The sequence below is a fragment of the Streptomyces sp. NPDC002643 genome, from assembly GCF_053592555.1.
Window position 1 is genome coordinate 202,871 of record NZ_JBSFVY010000007.1, and the last position, 14,597, is coordinate 217,467.

Annotated in this window: 13 protein-coding genes; 12 read left to right on the forward strand and 1 reads right to left on the reverse strand. The window is 69.7% G+C overall.

The features are described from left to right. Window positions 1-28: 28 nt before the first annotated feature. From nsdA to ffh, 5 genes are all read left to right on the forward strand, one after another. Complete coding sequence (gene nsdA, locus ACWD4G_RS13315; protein ID WP_451292800.1) at window positions 29-1,507, forward strand: transcriptional repressor NsdA; 1,479 nt, start codon at window positions 29-31, stop codon at window positions 1,505-1,507. A 549-nt stretch (window positions 1,508-2,056) separates the two neighbouring features. After that, entirely contained in the window at window positions 2,057-3,304 is a 1,248-nt protein-coding gene (locus ACWD4G_RS13320; protein WP_451292931.1) for an ammonium transporter, read from the forward strand. Then, entirely contained in the window at window positions 3,301-3,639 is a 339-nt protein-coding gene (locus tag ACWD4G_RS13325) for a P-II family nitrogen regulator (protein ID WP_009308760.1), read from the forward strand. Before ACWD4G_RS13320 ends, ACWD4G_RS13325 begins: the two co-directional genes overlap by 4 nt. 25 nt (window positions 3,640-3,664) lie before the next feature. Further along, on the forward strand, window positions 3,665-6,124 hold the full coding sequence (locus ACWD4G_RS13330; protein ID WP_451292801.1) for a [protein-PII] uridylyltransferase: 2,460 nt from the start codon (window positions 3,665-3,667) through the stop codon (window positions 6,122-6,124). Window positions 6,125-6,267: 143 nt separating this feature from the next. Continuing rightward, window positions 6,268-7,827, forward strand: a complete 1,560-nt coding sequence (gene ffh / locus ACWD4G_RS13335; RefSeq protein ID WP_451292802.1) for a signal recognition particle protein — start codon at window positions 6,268-6,270, stop codon at window positions 7,825-7,827. A gap of 333 nt (window positions 7,828-8,160) precedes the next feature. Here ffh and ACWD4G_RS13340 read toward each other — a convergent pair whose 3' ends face one another. Further along, the gene (locus ACWD4G_RS13340) at window positions 8,161-9,021 is read right to left on the reverse strand and encodes an SAM-dependent methyltransferase (RefSeq protein ID WP_451292803.1); all 861 of its coding nucleotides are present in this window, start codon (window positions 9,019-9,021) and stop codon (window positions 8,161-8,163) included. A gap of 203 nt (window positions 9,022-9,224) precedes the next feature. On the opposite strand from ACWD4G_RS13340, the gene proS reads away from it, so the two are divergent. The 7 genes from proS to rplS all read left to right on the forward strand — a co-directional run bounded on the left by proS (window position 9,225) and on the right by rplS (window position 14,553). Continuing rightward, the gene (gene proS / locus ACWD4G_RS13345; protein WP_451292804.1) at window positions 9,225-10,640 is read left to right on the forward strand and encodes a proline--tRNA ligase; all 1,416 of its coding nucleotides are present in this window, start codon (window positions 9,225-9,227) and stop codon (window positions 10,638-10,640) included. 260 nt (window positions 10,641-10,900) lie between these two features. Next, the gene (locus ACWD4G_RS13350) at window positions 10,901-11,497 is read left to right on the forward strand and encodes a hypothetical protein (protein ID WP_451292805.1); all 597 of its coding nucleotides are present in this window, start codon (window positions 10,901-10,903) and stop codon (window positions 11,495-11,497) included. Window positions 11,498-11,938: 441 nt separating this feature from the next. After that, a complete protein-coding gene (rpsP, locus tag ACWD4G_RS13355; protein WP_451292806.1) occupies window positions 11,939-12,358 on the forward strand; it encodes a 30S ribosomal protein S16 in 420 nt (139 codons plus the stop codon). A gap of 2 nt (window positions 12,359-12,360) precedes the next feature. After that, window positions 12,361-12,600 carry an RNA-binding protein gene (locus ACWD4G_RS13360; protein WP_033526925.1) on the forward strand — a complete coding sequence of 80 codons (240 nt, stop codon included), beginning with the start codon at window positions 12,361-12,363 and terminating at the stop codon, window positions 12,598-12,600. An 87-nt stretch (window positions 12,601-12,687) separates the two neighbouring features. Next, window positions 12,688-13,230 (forward strand): ribosome maturation factor RimM, encoded by a 543-nt coding sequence (rimM, locus tag ACWD4G_RS13365; RefSeq protein WP_451292807.1) that lies wholly within the window; start codon window positions 12,688-12,690, stop codon window positions 13,228-13,230. A gap of 3 nt (window positions 13,231-13,233) precedes the next feature. Next, complete coding sequence (gene trmD / locus ACWD4G_RS13370; protein WP_451292808.1) at window positions 13,234-14,067, forward strand: tRNA (guanosine(37)-N1)-methyltransferase TrmD; 834 nt, start codon at window positions 13,234-13,236, stop codon at window positions 14,065-14,067. Between the two features lie 135 nt (window positions 14,068-14,202). Next, the gene (rplS, locus tag ACWD4G_RS13375) at window positions 14,203-14,553 is read left to right on the forward strand and encodes a 50S ribosomal protein L19 (protein WP_451292809.1); all 351 of its coding nucleotides are present in this window, start codon (window positions 14,203-14,205) and stop codon (window positions 14,551-14,553) included. The last annotated feature ends 44 nt before the right edge of the window (window positions 14,554-14,597 follow it).

Consider the following 14,597-nt stretch of genomic DNA (forward strand, 5'->3'; position numbering starts at 1 on the left):
AAGTGGGTTCAGGGATGGGGGCGTTCCAGTGGGCGGCAACGGCGGAAGCGGCACGAACGCTGAGAAGCGCCCGAACGAACTGCTGAGTTCGTGGTTTGTCCGCAGCGGCTGGTCCAAGGGCGAGCTCGCCCGTCAGGTGAACCGCCGCGCCCGCCAGCTCGGGGCCAACCACATTTCGACCGACACCTCCCGCGTACGCCGCTGGCTCGACGGGGAGAACCCGCGCGAGCCCATCCCGAGGATTCTGTCCGAGCTGTTCTCCGAGCGGTTCGGCTGTGTCGTCGCCGTGGAGGACCTGGGGCTGCGCGCGGCCCATCGGTCACCGTCCGTCTCCGGTGTCGATCTGCCGTGGACGGGCCCGCAGACCGTGGCGCTGATCGGCGAGTTCTCGCGCAGCGACCTGATGCTGGCGCGGCGCGGCTTCCTCGGGAGCTCGCTCGCCCTCGCCGCGGGCCCGGCCCTCATCGAGCCGATGCAGCGCTGGCTCGTCCCCTCGGCCCCCACCCCCCGCCCGGACCCCGAGCCGCCCTCCTCCTCGCGCCGAGGCAACCGCCTGTCCAAACCCGAGCTGGACCTCCTCGAATCCACCACGGTGATGTTCCGGCAGTGGGACGCCCAGTGCGGAGGCGGGCTGCGCCGCAAGGCCGTCGTCGGCCAGCTGCACGAGGTGACCGACCTCCTCCAGGAGCCCCAGCCCGAGGCCACCACCAGGCGGCTGTTCAAGGTCGCCGCCGAGCTGGCCGAGCTGGCCGGCTGGATGTCGTACGACATCGGACTCCAGCCCACCGCCCAGAAGTACTTCGTCCTCGCCCTGCACGCGGCCAAGGAAGCGGGTGACAAGCCGCTCGGCTCGTACATCCTCTCCAGCATGAGCCGGCAGATGATCCACCTCGGGCGGCCGGACGATGCGCTCGAACTGATCCATCTCGCGCAGTACGGCAGCCGTGACTGCGCCGGGCCGCGCACCCAGTCGATGCTGTATGCGATGGAGGCCCGCGCCTACGCCAACATGGGGCAGCCCGGAAAGTGCAAGCGGGCGGTGCGGATGGCGGAGGACACCTTCGCCGACGCCGAGGAATGGGACGACCCGGACCCCGACTGGATTCGCTTCTTCAACGAGGCCGAGCTGCACGGCGAGAACAGCCACTCCTACCGCGACCTCGCCTATGTCGCCGGTCGCAGCCCCACCTACGCCTCGCTCGCCGAGCCCGTGATGCGGCGCGCGGTGGAGCTGTTCTCCACCGACACTGAGCACCAGCGGTCGTACGCGCTGAACCTCATCGGGATGGCTACCGTGCATCTGCTCCAGCGTGAGCCCGAGCAGGGGGCCGTCATGGCCGGCCGGGCCATGGAAGTCGCCCGCAAGGTCCGCTCCGAGCGGGTCAACACCCGTATCCGCAAGACCGTCGACACCGCCGTACGCGAGTTCGGTGAGCTGGCCGAGGTGGTCGATCTCACCGAGCAGCTCGCCGCCCATCTGCCCGAGGCCGCCGAAGCGGCGGTCTGACCCGGCCCGCGCAGGGCCTCCCCGACACCGACCACGGCCGGCCACCCCGACTGCCCGACTCGGCTCCCCCATGCCAGGTCAACGGATGGCCCGCCGTGGTCGGCCCATGTCCCGGGTGCTGTCCGACTCCCGGGCCCGCGCCCGCTGACGTGTTCGGCCGGTCGGTAGACGATCCGGTGCGGGCGGGGCCGACGGGTGCACACGCCGCCACCCACACCAGGGGTCGACGGAAAGCGGCTGTCTGCCTGAGTTCCATCGGATACGAAACCGTTATCCGCGATCGGGCCCGCAGGGGCCCGGCCCCACATGGGGCGAATCCTCGGTGACGCACGTTTCACCTGTCTGTAACGCGACACGGCCGTTCGTCACATCAGGGAAACATTCCCAATCTTCCGGTGAAACGGTGCTGCGCCAATCTCCTACGCACAGTCGGCCCTCCCCGATAGCTCCCGAAGCTTCAGCATCCGCACGGGCCGTTCCGACCACGAGGAGATACCGGCATTGAACGGCACAGATACCGGATTCGTATTGATCAGCGCGGCGCTCGTCATGGTGATGACGCCGGGCCTCGCGCTCTTCTACGGCGGCATGGTCCGGGCCAAGAGCGTGCTGAACATGTTGATGATGTCCTTCATCTCGCTGGGCATCGTCAGCATCCTGTGGGTGTTGTTCGGATACTCGCTCGCCTTCAGCGGTGACGTCGGCCACTTCATCGGCAACCTGGACGCCATCGGCCTCAAGGGCATCGACATCACGAGCACCGTCGACAGCTTCGTCGCCGGCGCCGACGGCGAACCCCACAAGATCGCCGCTTTCGCGTTCATCCTCTTCCAGATGCTGTTCGCGGTCATCACGCCGGCCCTGATGAGCGGTGCCCTCGCCGACCGCGTGAAGTTCAGCGCCTGGATGATCTTCGTCGCCCTCTGGGTCACGATCGTCTACTTCCCGGTCGCCCACTGGGTCTGGGCCCCGGGCGGCTGGCTCTTCGACATGGGTGTCATCGACTTCGCCGGTGGTACCGCGGTCCACATCAACGCCGGTGTCGGCGCGCTCGCCGCGGTCCTCGTCGTGGGCAAGCGGGTCGGCTTCAAGAAGGACCCGATGCGGCCGCACAGCCTGCCGCTGGTCATGATCGGCACCGCCCTGCTGTGGTTCGGCTGGTTCGGCTTCAACGCCGGCTCCTGGCTCGGCGTCGACGGCACCACCGCCCGTATGGCCATCAACACCCAGATCGCGACCGCCGCCGCCATCATCGGCTGGCTGATCTACGAGCGCATCCGCCACGGCGCCTTCACCACCCTCGGCGCCTGCTCCGGTGCCGTCGCCGGTCTCGTCGCGATCACCCCCTCCGGCGGTCACGTCAACGCCTTCGGCGCCATCCTCATCGGCATCGTCGCCGGCGCGGTCTGCTCCTGGGCCGTCAGCCTCAAGTACAAGCTCGGCTACGACGACTCCCTCGACGTGGTCGGCGTCCACATGGTCGGCGGCATCATCGGCACCCTGATGGTCGGCTTCCTCGCCGTCGACGGTGTGGGCGGGCTGGAGCAGTTCGGCAAGCAGGCCACCGGCGCCTTCTCCGTCCTCGGCTACACCTTCGTCCTCACCTGGCTCATCGCCTTCGCCATCCAGAAGACGATCGGCTTCCGCGCCTCCGAGGAGGACGAGGTGGCCGGCATCGACCAGGCCCAGCACGCCGAGACCGGCTACGACTTCAGCCAGGCCGCCGGTTCCCACGTGTCGTCCGCCACTCCCAGCAGCGTCGCTGCCGCCCCCGCTAGCAAGAAGGTCGAGGCATGAAGCTGATCACCGCCGTCGTCAAGCCCCACCGGCTCGACGAGATCAAGGAAGCACTGCAGGCCTTCGGCGTGCACGGCCTTACGGTCACCGAGGCCAGTGGGTACGGTCGGCAGCGCGGGCACACCGAGGTGTACCGCGGCGCCGAGTACACCGTGGACCTGGTACCCAAGATCCGTATCGAGGTCCTGGCCGAGGACGACGACGCCGAGCAGCTGATCGACGTCATCGTCAAGGCCGCCCGCACCGGCAAGATCGGTGACGGCAAGGTCTGGTCCATCCCGGTCGAGACGGCCGTACGGGTCCGGACCGGCGAGCGCGGCCCCGACGCGCTCTGACCAACAGAAGAACAGGAGTCACTGGGTGACGAGTACGGACGCACGCACCGAAGCAGAGGACTCGGGACCCAGCGGCTACGCGGCGGCCCGGCTGCACCTCCTCCAGGAGGGGGCGCAGTCCGGGCCGCCGCGCCGTGCCGCCCTCGCCGAACTCACCGACGACTGGCTCGCGGGCCTGTTCGGCGCGGGGGCCACGGAGCCGCGCGGAGTCTCACTGGTCGCCGTCGGCGGATACGGGCGCGGAGAGCTCTCGCCCCGCAGCGACCTCGATCTGCTCCTCCTCCACGACGGCAGCGACGACAAGGCCGTCGCCGCCCTCGCCGATCGCATCTGGTACCCCGTCTGGGACCTCGGCCTCGCCCTCGACCACTCCGTGCGCACCCCCGCCGAGGCCCGCAAGACCGCGGCCGAGGACCTCAAGGTCCAGCTCGGACTGCTGGACGCCCGGCACATCGCCGGAGACCTCGGCCTGACCTCCGCGCTGCGCACTTCCGTCCTCGCCGACTGGCGCAACCAGGCCCCCAAACGCCTCCCCGAACTCCAGGAACTCTGCGCCGAGCGCGCCGAACGGCAGGGTGAGCTGCAGTTCCTCCTGGAGCCCGACCTGAAGGAGGCGCGCGGAGGGTTGCGCGACGCCACCGCACTGCGCGCCGTCGCCGCCTCCTGGCTCGCCGACGCACCCCGCGAAGGCCTCGCCGACGCCCGACGCCGCCTCCTCGACGTACGCGACGCCCTGCATCTGGCGACGGGGCGCGCGACCGACCGCCTCGCCCTCCAGGAACAGGACCAGGTCGCCGCCGCCCTCGGCCTCCTCGACGCCGACACCCTGCTCCGCCAGGTCTATGAGTCCGCCCGCGTCATCTCGTACGCCAGCGATGTCACCTGGCGCGAAGTGGGGCGCGTTCTGCGCTCGCGTGCCGTGCGGCCACGGCTGCGCGCCATGCTGGGCGGAGGCAAGCCCGCCCCCGAGCGCTCCCCGCTCGCCGAGGGCGTGGTCGAGCAGGACGGCGAGGTCGTGCTCGCCCGCGCCGCCCGCCCCGAACGCGACCCCGTGCTGCCGCTGCGCGCCGCCGCGGCAGCCGCCCAGGCCGGCCTCCCGCTCTCCCTGCACGCCGTACGCCACCTCGCCGCCACCGCACGGGCCCTGCCCACCCCCTGGCCCGCCGAGGCCCGCGAACAGCTCGTCACCCTGCTCGGCTCCGGGCGCCCGACCGTCGACGTCTGGGAGGCACTGGAGGCCGAGGGGATCATCACCCAGCTGCTGCCCGACTGGGAGCGGGTCCGCTGCCGCCCGCAGCGCAACGCCGTGCACATCTGGACCGTCGACCGGCACCTCATCGAGACCGCCGTCCGCGCCTCCGAACTCACCCGCCGGGTCCACCGCCCCGACCTGCTCCTCGTCGCCGCCCTGCTGCACGACATCGGCAAGGGCTGGCCCGGCGACCACTCCGTCGCCGGCGAGATCATCGCCCGCGATGTCGCCGCCCGCATCGGCTTCGACCGCGAGGACGTGGCCGTCCTGTCGACCCTCGTACGCCATCACCTCCTGCTCGTCGACACGGCCACCCGGCGCGATCTGGAGGACCCGGCCACCGTCCGCTCGGTCGCGGAGGCGGTCGGCTCGCCCGGCACGCTCGAACTGCTGCACGCGCTGACCGAGTCCGACGCGCTGGCCACCGGGCCCGCCGCCTGGTCGTCATGGCGGGCCTCCCTCGTCTCCGACCTGGTCAAACGGGTCGCCGCGGTCTTCGCAGGGGACGCCCCCGAGGAACCCGAGCCCCTCGCGCCCACCGCCGAGCAGGAGCGGCTCGCCGTCGAGGCGTTCCGCACGGGCGGGCCGGTGCTGTCGCTGCGCGCGCAGACCGAGACGCACACCGCCGACAAGGACGACACGGACGAGAAGGCCGACCCCGAGCCCCTCGGCGTGGAACTCCTCATCGCCGTCCCCGACCAGCCGGGCGTCCTGCCCGCCGTCGCCGGGGTACTGGCGATGCACCGCCTGACGGTCCGTACCGCCGAGCTGCGTGCCCTGGACCTGCCCGACGGCGTCGAGGGCTCGGTCCTGCTGCTGAACTGGCGTGTGGCCGCCGAGTACGGCTCGCTGCCGCAGGCGGCCCGACTGCGCTCGGACCTGGTGCGGGCGCTGGACGGCTCGCTGGACATCGCTGGGCGGCTGGCCGAGCGGGACGCGGCGTATCCCCGCCGCCGGGGCGTGGTCGCGCCCCCACCGCGCGTCACCGTGGCCGCCGCGGCCTCACGGCACGCGACGGTCATCGAGGTACGGGCCCAGGACGCGCCGGGGTTGCTGCATCGGATCGGGCGGGCGCTGGAATCGGCCGGGGTGCGGGTGCGGAGTGCGCATGTCTCGACGCTGGGGGCCAACGCGGTCGATGCCTTCTACGTGACGGGGCCGAAGGGGGCGCCGCTGCCGGGGGAGGAGGCGGCGTCCGTGGCGCGGAAGCTGGAGGAGACGCTGCGCGGCTGATCCGCGCCGGGGTACGGGGCTCGCGAGGCCCCGTACCCGTGGATCGCGCCCACTTGTCCACAGGGGTGGAGACCCAACCACACCCAGACAGATACCCTGGAGGGCAATTCAGACTGCCCCCGACTCCGAGGACCGACACCGCCGTGTTCGATACGCTCTCCGATCGCCTCTCAGCGACTTTCAAGAACCTGCGCGGCAAGGGGCGCCTCAGCGAGGCGGACATCGACGCCACGGCCCGCGAGATCCGCATCGCTCTCCTTGAAGCGGACGTGGCGCTCCCGGTCGTCCGGGGCTTCATCAAGAACATCAAGGAACGCTGCCTCGGCGCCGAGGTCTCCAAGGCCCTCAACCCGGCCCAGCAGGTCCTCAAGGTCGTCAACGACGAGCTGGTGACCGTCCTCGGCGGCGAGACCCGCCGTCTCCGCTTCGCCAAGCAGCCCCCCACCGTCATCATGCTGGCCGGTCTCCAGGGTGCCGGTAAGACGACCCTCGCGGGCAAGCTCGGCAAGTGGCTGAAGGAGCAGGGCCACTCGCCGCTGCTGGTCGCCTGTGACCTCCAGCGCCCGAACGCGGTCAACCAGCTCAGTGTGGTCGCCGAGCGCGCCGGTGTCGCCGTTTACGCCCCCGAGCCGGGCAACGGCGTCGGTGACCCGGTGAAGGTCGCCAAGGACTCCATCGAGTTCGCGAAGTCGAAGGTCCACGACATCGTGGTCGTCGACACCGCCGGTCGCCTGGGCATCGACCAGGAGATGATGCAGCAGGCGGCGGACATCAGGGACGCGGTCAGCCCCGACGAGATTCTCTTCGTCGTCGACGCCATGATCGGTCAGGACGCGGTCAATACCGCCGAGGCATTCCGCGACGGCGTCGGCTTCGACGGTGTGGTCCTCTCCAAGCTCGACGGTGACGCCCGTGGTGGTGCGGCGCTGTCGATCCGCCAGGTCACCGGCAAGCCGATCATGTTCGCGTCGAACGGCGAGAAGCTCGACGACTTCGACCAGTTCCACCCCGACCGGATGGCCTCCCGCATCCTCGACATGGGTGACCTGCTCACCCTGATCGAGCAGGCGGAGAAGACGTTCAGCCAGGAAGAGGCCGCCAAGATGGCCTCCAAGCTGGCGTCGAAGAAGGGCCAGGACTTCACCCTGGATGACTTCCTGGCTCAGATGGAGCAGGTCAGGAAGATGGGCTCGATCTCCAAGCTGCTCGGGATGCTGCCGGGCATGGGGCAGATCAAGGACCAGATCAACAACCTGGACGAGCGGGACGTCGACCGCACCGCCGCGATCATCAAGTCGATGACCCCGGGCGAGCGCCAGGACCCGACGATCATCAACGGCTCGCGCCGCGCCCGTATCGCCAAGGGTTCCGGTGTCGAGGTCAGCGCGGTGAAGAACCTGGTCGAGCGGTTCTTCGAGGCCCGCAAGATGATGTCCCGCATGGCCCAGGGCGGCGGCATGCCCGGGATGCCTGGCATGCCCGGTATGGGTGGCGGTCCGGGCCGGTCCAGGAAGCAGCCCAAGAAGGCCAAGGGCAAGCAGCGCTCGGGCAACCCGATGAAGCGCAAGCAGCAGGAGGCGGACGAGGCCGCACGCCGGGCCGCTGCCGCTCAGGGTGGTCCGGGGGGTGCGTTCGGTCTGCCGGGTCAGCAGGGCGGGCAGGACTTCGAACTGCCGGACGAGTTCAAGAAGTTCATGGGCTGACGCCCGTCGAAGGTGCCAAAGCGGGCGCCGCGTCACCGGCCGGGGGGTCTGGCCGGGGCGCGGCGCCCGTGCCGTTGCGTGGACGGCATATGTGGTGTCCCTCGTGGTGCTCCCGGTGGCAACTCCCGTACGCAGATGTGTTGTTCCCCTGGCTGGTGCGTCAGGCTATGGGTCCTGTCCGGCACTTGGCAGGGGGAAAGCCCTACTGGCCGGTTTTCTTCACACCATTCACACCCGCACAAATGAAAGTCTCGAAGACCTTCTCAGGGTTTCCGTTTCAGGGCGTCCGTCCGAGGGCGTCCGTCTGACGGCGTCCGTCTCAGGGTGTCCGTCTCAGGGCGTCCGCGCGATCAGATACCGGAACACGTTCGGCATCCACACGGTGCCGTCGTGGCGTCGGTGCGGTTGCAGGGCCTCGGTGAGTTCCTTGTCGACCTGGTCCTGGTCGGTGGCCTCGATCGCCGCGTCGAACAGTCCGGTCGACAGCAGCCCGCGTACCGCGTTGTCCACGTTGGCGTATCCGAAGGGGCAGGCCACGCGTCCGGAGCCGTCCGGCCTGAGACCGGCTCGCTCGGCGACGTCCTCAAGGTCGTCGCGCCGGGCCGGGCGCCAGCCGCCGGTGCCGGGCAGGGGATCGGCGAGCTTCGCGGCGATACGGAGCACGGCCGAGGTGGCGCAGCGCTCGGGGGGACCCCAGCCGGCGAGGACCACGGGGGTGCCGTGTTCCGCGAGCGGGGTGGCGGCGGCGAGGAGTTCGCCGAGGCCCTCGGAGTCCCCGGCGAGGCAGCCGATCGGCTCGAAGGCGGTCACGAGGTTGTACTTCGGGTCCCCGGGGGTGCCGGCCGCGTCCTCGGGGGTGCCGTCGACGACCCGGGCGTCAACGCGAGTGTGCGGGGCCCACCCTTCCGGGAGGAGCCGCTCTCGTGCGAGCGTCATCCTTTCGGGTGTGGTCGTATCGACACCGGTGACCGAGGCGCCCCGCGACGCCGCCATCAGCAGCGCCAGTCCCGAGCCGCAGCCGAGGCCGAGCAGCCGGGTGCCGGAGCCCACGTCGAGCCGCCGGTAGACCGCCTCGTAGAGCGGAACCAGCATGCGTTCCTGGATCTCGGCCCAGTCACGCGCGCGTGCGTACTGGTCCACGCCGGGTGCGGGCCCTGCGCAAGGCAAATGCCGCCGCACGAGCGTAGGTGTCATATTCAAAGCGCCCCATTCCGCCGAGAGTTGCCGCTGTGCCCATTTCGTGGGCCCCCGTGGCAGTGCGCTCGCACTCCCCCCGTATGCCAGGTAACTCCGCGTCCGACGTGTCGTCCAGAGGTCTCGGACACCGGCTTGTGAGCTGTCTGTGCCTTGGCGAAAAGAATTCACATCCCCGCAATGTGGCGCCGTAGCATCGCGCCATGGCAAAAGTTCCCGTACTCACACCCCGGGCGGACGACTTTCCGCGCTGGTACCAGGACCTGATCTCCAAGGCCGAAATGGCGGACAACGGGCCGGTGCGCGGCACCATGGTCATCCGACCGTACGGGTACGGGCTCTGGGAGCGCATGCAGCGCGAGATGGACGAGCGGATCAAGGAGACGGGCACGCAGAACGCCTACTTCCCGCTGCTGATCCCGCAGTCGTATCTCACCAGGGAGGCCGAGCACGTCGAGGGTTTCGCGCCCGAGCTGGCCGTGGTGACGCACGGCGGCGGCAAGGAGCTCGAAGAGCCCGCGGTGGTCCGCCCCACCTCCGAAATGATCATCAACGACTACTTCTCGAAGTGGGTGCAGAGCTACCGCGATCTGCCCCTGCTGATCAACCAGTGGGCGAACGTGGTCCGTTGGGAGCTGCGCCCCCGGCTCTTCCTCCGCACGAGCGAATTCCTCTGGCAGGAGGGCCACACGGCGCACGCGACGTACGAGGAGGCGCGCGACTTCGCCGCGCACATCCACCGGCAGGTCTACGAGGACTTCATGGTGAACGTTCTCGCGATGGATGTCGTCGCCGGCCGCAAAACCGTCAAGGAGCGCTTCGCGGGGGCCATCAACACCCTCACCCTCGAAGGCATGATGGGCGACGGCAAGGCCCTCCAGATGGCCACCAGCCATGAACTGGGCCAGAACTTCGCCAAGGCCTTCAACACCCGCTATCTCTCCAAGGAGGGGCGGCAGGAGCTGGTCTGGCAGACCTCCTGGGGCTCCACCACGCGCATGATCGGCGCCCTGGTGATGATGCACGGCGACGACCACGGGCTGCGCGTCCCGCCCCGGCTGGCGCACATCCAGGCGGTAGTTCTCGCGATCAAGGGCGACGAGGCGGTTCTGGCCAAGGTCCGCGAGCTCGGCGACCGGCTCAAGGCGGTCGGCGTACGCGTCCAGGTGGACGACCGCACGGACATCCCCTTCGGCCGCCGCGCCGTCGACTGGGAACTCAAGGGCGTCCCCGTACGTATCGAAGTCGGACCCCGTGACCTGGAGAACGGCACCGCGATGCTGGCCCGCCGCATCCCCGGGGGCAAGGAGCCGGTCGCCCTGGACGCCCTCCCGGAGCTGCTGCCGACGCTCCTCGAAGAGGACCAGGCACTGCTCCTGGCGCAGTCACGCGAGCGCCGGGAGTCCCGTACGACGGAGGTGTCGACGATCGACGAGGCGATCGAAGCCGCGACAGCCGGCGGCTGGGCCCGAATCCCCTGGTCGGCCCTGGGCGAGGACGGCGAGGACCGCCTCGGGGAGCACGCGGCGAGCGTACGGTGTCTGGTCGCCGAGGACGGGTCGGTGCCCGACTCCTATGACGCACCCGGTAACGTCGCTGTCGTGGCGCGCGCTTACTAGAGCGATCCGTTCCGTCGGGAGAGCGACCGAAAGGCCTCTTGCGTAACCGACGGCCACAGATGCCCCGGCGCGCGGATCACGTCTACGTGCCGGGGCGTACGTGTTGCTACGTACCGCCTTGGGTGGAGCTGTGAGGCTTCTCCGCAGATCAGCGCACCCGCCCTCGTCAGGACGCACTAGCGGCAACTGACGGGTACGTGCAAATTATTTGGGATGGCCCGGAATCGGAACACAGGGGCACTCAGGCTCGTTGTCATTACGTGAGCACGACACAGACACCACCTGTTCTCGCCGCAGAGCTGGCGCAGGCGTGGGCCGATATTCAGCGGTACCACCCCGAGCTGCCGGATCTTGCCGCTCCCGAGTCCCTGATCGGAGAGTCGTCGTCCGCCTGCGGGCACGAACTCTCCTTCGAGCGACTGCTCCATGAGGCAGTCCATGGCATCGCCGCCGCCCGAGGAGTCCGCGACACCTCCCGGGCCGGCCGTTACCACAACCGCAGATTCCTCGCGATCGCCGAGGAACTGGGTCTCGACCACCCGGACGAGCCGCATCCCAGCAGCGGCTTCTCCCTGGTCACGCTGAACGCCGAGGCGAAGCGTCGCTACCGCCCGACCATCGAGAGACTGCAGCGCGCGCTGAAGGCCCACACGGCGGCGACGTCCGCGGACACGGCCCGCAGCTTCCGGGGGCCGGCCGCCCGGCACGGCTCCTCCGGCGGCGGCGTCCGCGTCAAGGCCGTCTGCGACTGCGGTCGTAACGTCCGGGTCGTCCCGTCCGTCCTCGCCCAGGCGCCCATCGTCTGCGGCGGCTGCGGCAAGCCGTTCCGCATCCCGGAGGTCGTGGGCGCGGCCTAGCGTGCGCCGAGCTGAGAAGACGGCTGCTCGTGGCAGTCGTACGTCAGCGAGTCGTACGTGCGTGTACGTGCGGTGCGGGGAGGGTGCGGCGGCGCCCGGCGCCGGTCTAGACCGGAGGCCGGGGGTTCGCTTACCGGCGCTTACAGGGTGCCGCCTGCGCCCACCCTCCCCCACGCTCGGCTTCGCTCGCGCGGGCGGTACCCCCATCGCCCCAGCGGCACGACTTCCCGCAGTTGGGGCGGGCGGTTGTTCTGCGTGCCCGCGTCTGCCCTCGCGGGAGAAGCGGTCCCTGTGGTGTGGCACAATGGCTAGCTGTACTCGACAGCCGCACAGGACCCCTCTCTCCTCCGGCTGACGCGTCCATCGGGCACTCGGGTACCGCAACCCCACGCGGCCTTCTCGCCGTGCCCAACCACGTCAAAACCAGGAGAACCCACTCCCGTGGCAGTCAAGATCAAGCTGAAGCGTCTGGGCAAGATCCGTTCGCCTCACTACCGCATCGTCGTCGCCGACTCCCGTACCCGTCGTGACGGCCGTGCGATCGAGGAGATCGGCAAGTACCACCCGACGTACCACCCGTCGGTCATCGAGGTCGACGCGGACCGTGTCGCGTACTGGCTGGGTGTCGGCGCGCAGCCGACCGAGCCCGTGCTCGCCATTCTGAAGAAGACCGGCGACTGGCAGAAGTTCAAGGGCGAGCCCGCCCCGGCGCCGCTGCTCGTGGCCGAGGCCAAGTCCGCGCGTCCGTCCTTCGAGTCCCTCGGTGGCGACGACGAGGGCAAGGGTGAGGCGATCACCCAGAAGAAGAAGGCCGAGAAGAAGGACGAGGCTGCGGCTGAGTCCGAGTCGACCGAGGCCTGAGCATGCTCGAGGAGGCTCTCGAGCACCTCGTCAAGGGAATCGTCGACTACCCCGACGACGTCCAGGTCGCCTCGCGCAACCTGCGTCGCGGGCGCGTCCTTGAGGTCCGGGTGCACCCCGACGACCTCGGCAAGGTGATCGGCCGCAACGGCCGTACCGCCCGCGCACTGCGCACCGTCGTGGGTGCCATCGGCGGCCGCGGAGTCCGTGTCGACCTCGTCGACGTGGACCACGTCCGCTGACGCCAATCGCAGCACCGGCTCGGGCCGGGGAGGGCCACTGGGCCGTCCCCGGCCCGTAGTCGTACCGGATCAGGAGAAGCAAGCACAGTGCAGCTGGTAGTCGCTCGCATCGGCCGTGCCCACGGCATCAAGGGCGAGGTCACCGTCGAGGTCCGCACGGACGAGCCGGAGCTGAGGCTCGCGCCCGGCGCCGTCCTGCTCACGGACCCCGCCTCGACGGGCCCGCTCACCATCGAGTCCGGCCGGGTGCACAGCAGCCGGCTGCTGCTGCGTTTCGAGGGCATCCGCGACCGCAACGCCGCCGAGGCCCTCCGCAACACCCTGCTCATCGCGGAGGTGGACCCGGACGAGCTGCCGGAGGAAGAGGATGAGTACTACGACCATCAGCTCATCGACCTGGATGTGGTGACCAAGGACGGCGTCGAGGTCGGCCGGATCACCGAGATCTCGCATCTGCCCTCCCAGGACCTGTTCATCGTCGAGCGGCCGGACGGCAGCGAGGTGATGATCCCGTTCGTCGAGGAGATCGTCGTCGAGATCGACCTGGAGGAGCAGCGGGCGGTCATCGATCCGCCGCCGGGTCTCATCGACGACAAGGCGCAGATCGCCTCCGCGCGGGAAGAGTCGTAAGAGATGCGCCTCGACGTCGTCACGATCTTCCCCGAGTACCTCGAACCCCTGAACGTCTCCCTGGTCGGCAAGGCACGCGCGCGTGGGCAACTGAACGTCCAGGTGCACGATCTGCGTTCCTGGACCCACGACCGGCACAACACGGTCGACGACACGCCGTACGGCGGCGGTCCCGGCATGGTCATGAAGACGGACCCCTGGGGCGACGCCCTCGACTCCGTCCTCGCCGACGGCTACGAGACCGGCTCGCGCGAGCCCGCGCTCATCGTTCCCACCCCCAGCGGGCGCCCGTTCACCCAGGCGCTCGCCGTCGAACTCTCCGAGCGCCCCTGGCTGATCTTCACGCCGGCGCGTTACGAGGGCATCGACCGCCGGGTGATCGACGAGTACGCCACCCGGATACCCGTCTACGAGGTGTCCATCGGTGACTATGTGCTGGCCGGAGGGGAGGCGGCCGTCCTGGTCGTCACGGAGGCCGTCGCCCGGCTGCTGCCCGGGGTGCTGGGCAACGCCGAGTCCCACCGTGACGATTCGTTCGCGCCCGGCGCCATGGCCAACCTCCTGGAGGGGCCCGTCTACACCAAGCCGCCCGAGTGGCGCGGCCGGGACATCCCGGAGGTGCTGCTCAGTGGCCACCACGGGAAGATCGCGCGCTGGCGGCGGGACGAGGCCCTGAAGCGTACGACCACCCACCGGCCCGATCTGATCGAGCGCTGTGACCCCAAGGCGTTCGACAAGAAGGACCGAGAGATGCTCTCCATCCTGGGCTGGGCCCCGGACCCGGAGGGCGAGCCCCATGGCCGATTTTGGCGTCGGCTGGAGGGCGTGGAAGAATAGGCCGCTGTTGTGCGTCGTCCGGCGCGCGCCCCTGCCACAGGGGGACACGACGCCCGCCCCGACCTGACAGCATCCCCTTGTGAAACACCTAGCTCCCGCTCATGACCTGTGGCATGGGCGAAGAAAGCAGACGAAATGTCTCACGTGCTCGACTCCGTCGACGCCGCGTCGCTGCGCAGCGACATCCCGGCCTTCCGCCCGGGTGACACCGTCAACGTCCACGTCCGCGTCATCGAGGGCAACCGCTCCCGTGTGCAGCAGTTCAAGGGCGTTGTGATCCGTCGCCAGGGTTCCGGTGTCCGCGAGACCTTCACGGTCCGCAAGGTCTCGTTCTCCGTCGGCGTCGAGCGCACCTTCCCGGTGCACACCCCGATCGTCGAGAAGATCGAGCTCGTCACCCGCGGTGACGTCCGTCGCGCGAAGCTGTACTACCTGCGCGACCTGCGCGGCAAGGCGGCGAAGATCAAGGAGAAGCGCGAGAACTGAGCGCGCGCTCAGGTGTCCTAGGAGGGCCGGATACGATCTGGCCC

What these genes read in the sequence shown, in the direction of transcription:
- ACWD4G_RS13320 (WP_451292931.1), top strand. Translation starts at nt 2,057, where the DNA reads ATGGTGATGACGCCGGGCCTCGCGCTCTTCTACGGCGGCATGGTCCGG.
- ACWD4G_RS13325 (WP_009308760.1), top strand. Translation starts at nt 3,301, where the DNA reads ATGAAGCTGATCACCGCCGTCGTCAAGCCCCACCGGCTCGACGAGATC.
- ACWD4G_RS13340 (WP_451292803.1), bottom strand. Translation starts at nt 9,021, where the DNA reads ATGACACCTACGCTCGTGCGGCGGCATTTGCCTTGCGCAGGGCCCGCA.
- proS (WP_451292804.1), top strand. Translation starts at nt 9,225, where the DNA reads ATGGCAAAAGTTCCCGTACTCACACCCCGGGCGGACGACTTTCCGCGC.
- ACWD4G_RS13360 (WP_033526925.1), top strand. Translation starts at nt 12,361, where the DNA reads ATGCTCGAGGAGGCTCTCGAGCACCTCGTCAAGGGAATCGTCGACTAC.
- trmD (WP_451292808.1), top strand. Translation starts at nt 13,234, where the DNA reads ATGCGCCTCGACGTCGTCACGATCTTCCCCGAGTACCTCGAACCCCTG.
- rplS (WP_451292809.1), top strand. Translation starts at nt 14,203, where the DNA reads ATGTCTCACGTGCTCGACTCCGTCGACGCCGCGTCGCTGCGCAGCGAC.